Source organism: Mesorhizobium sp. M1A.F.Ca.IN.020.06.1.1, from assembly GCF_004023265.1.
GTDB lineage: Bacteria > Pseudomonadota > Alphaproteobacteria > Rhizobiales > Rhizobiaceae > Mesorhizobium.
On sequence record NZ_RZSR01001042.1, the window covers coordinates 1 to 2,004 of the forward strand.

Sequence of the window (2,004 nt, forward strand, 5' to 3'; positions counted from 1 at the left end):
TCCCTTCCCCCGCCGCTGAAGGAGACGTTGAGCGGCGGCGGCGTCGACGCCGGCAAGGTGCTGCCGACCTCGACGGCAGAAGTCGAGGAACTCGCCAACGCCGTCTGCGCGGCGCTGCCCGAGGTGCTGAACAAGATCCTCGCCGTGGCGATCGTCGATGGGCCGAACGGCCTTGCCGCCTTCACACAGTGGCGCGAGACGCTGTCGTCCGACCGTCTGATCCCGGTGACGCCCGGCATCAAGCGCCTCGACGCGTCCGGCGATGTCGTAACCCGCCCCGCCGCGCCTCGTGTCGCCGGCGTCGCCGTGCGCCGCGACTATGAGAATGACGGCCGGCCATTCCGCTCCTGGGCCAACCAGGCGCTTTACGGCATCGTCGGGCCGGAGCAAAACTACCGCTTCTCGCTCACCGACGGCTCGACGGAAGGACAGGAAATCCTGGCCGCCCAAGGCGGCATCATCGCGCGCGGCGACAGCGGCGACGACTTCGCCATCGCCGATGGCGGCTTCGTCTATATCGGCACCGACAATCTGTCGGACCAGACGATCTGGCAGCAATATCACAAGGTGCGCGGCCGCGACTTCATCGAGCTGACCTGCCTGCGCACGCTGCGCCAGTTCCTGGGCAAGTTCAACCTGACCACGCAGACGATCCAGTCGGTGGTCAACACCGTGCACGACATCCTCGCCAAGGCCGAGGCGAACGGCGACATCCTCGGCTTCAAGTGCCGCTTCGATCCGGAATTGAACAACGCGCAGGATCTGCGCTCCGGCCATATCTATATCGACGCGCAATTCGAGGAAGCGCCGGTGTTCCGCCGCCTGACCATGACCAGCCGTCCCTATGCACCGGCCCTGCAGGCGACGATCGACGAGCTTTTGGCTCGCCAAAATCTCGTTTCTTGATCTGCCTCACGCCGCGCACCGGCGGCTTTGCCGCCTGCGGCTCCGGCGGGGCGCGGCACGAGCCGCGACGCCCAGTCGGGCTTGCGGGCTTCGCCCGTACACTCTGAAACCTCTCAAAAGGAACGCCAGTCATGGCCGAGAAACTGCTGCTGCTCGAACAGGTCAACCTCTTCGTCGGCGACCAAGACCCGGAAGATTCGAACCACATCAAGCTCCAGTCGCTCGGGCTCCCGACGCTGGAGCAGGTGACCGTTGCCCATCTCGGCGGCGGCGCGCCCGGCGAGGTCGAGTTCGGCATGAACGCCATCAAGGCGCTGCAGCCGACCTTCAAGCTCGCCGGCTTCGCCAAGTCGAGCTATCGCGCCATGGGCGTCGGCACCAACCAGCCGCTGAACTTCACCGGCTACGGCGTCTTGAAGAACAAGCAGACCGGCGACGCCTTCCAGGCGAAGACGGTCATCCGCGGCATCGTCAGCCGCATCGCGCCCGACGCCTTCGACCGCGCCTCGGCTTTCGGCCATGATCACCAGATCGGCGAGGTGACGCACTACGAGCTCTCGGTCGACAACGAGGAATGGTTCTACTGGGACTATTTCACCACCCGCCGCCGCCAGTTCGGCGTCGATGAACTGGGCAAGGCCCGCGTGCTGCTCGGGATCGAATAATGGTCGACAAGAACGCGATCGAGCAATTCATGACCGGGATCGACGAAGCTGCGCCCGTCGCAATCGGTGCGGGCGCGCACGACGAGGCACAGGTGGAGACCGAACTCGCGGACGCTGACTACCGGTCCCTGACATTGCGGCTCCCGATCACGCTCAATGGTGAACGCCTCATGCGCATCCGGATGCGGCCGCCGTTTCTCGAAGACATCGACGACTGGTCGAATGCCGAGATCAGCAACCGCGATCTGCTCGCCCGGCTCTGCGGCCTGCCGGCGGCGGCGCTCAAGAAGCTCGTCTGGAATGACGCGGAGGCCTTGATGGAAATCTTCCATCAGCTCGTGCCGGAGTTCGTCTTTGCAGCTGCGAAGGATGACGCCTGATGGCCAGGATGTCGGCGGAGCTGATCGTCAGCCTGCTCGACCGCGTGTCGGGC

General features: G+C 65.2%; 3 protein-coding genes. All 3 read left to right on the forward strand.

Features of this window, described 5'->3' with window-relative positions; translation table 11 throughout:
• On the forward strand, positions 1–906 hold a 906-nt coding region (locus EOA60_RS30670; RefSeq protein ID WP_348632737.1), incomplete at its 5' end, for a phage tail sheath C-terminal domain-containing protein.
• 131 nt (positions 907–1,037) lie between these two features.
• A complete protein-coding gene (locus EOA60_RS30675) occupies positions 1,038–1,571 on the forward strand; it encodes a phage major tail tube protein (protein WP_127335095.1) in 534 nt (177 codons plus the stop codon).
• Positions 1,571–1,951: a phage tail assembly protein gene (locus EOA60_RS30680; RefSeq protein WP_127335094.1), complete on the forward strand. Its 381-nt coding sequence runs from the start codon at positions 1,571–1,573 to the stop codon at positions 1,949–1,951. Before EOA60_RS30675 ends, EOA60_RS30680 begins: the two co-directional genes overlap by 1 nt.
• The last annotated feature ends 53 nt before the right edge of the window (positions 1,952–2,004 follow it).

Coding starts and splice junctions, on each gene's coding strand:
- EOA60_RS30680 (WP_127335094.1), top strand. CDS start 1,571: ATGGTCGACAAGAACGCGATCGAGCAATTCATGACCGGGATCGACGAA.
- EOA60_RS30675 (WP_127335095.1), top strand. CDS start 1,038: ATGGCCGAGAAACTGCTGCTGCTCGAACAGGTCAACCTCTTCGTCGGC.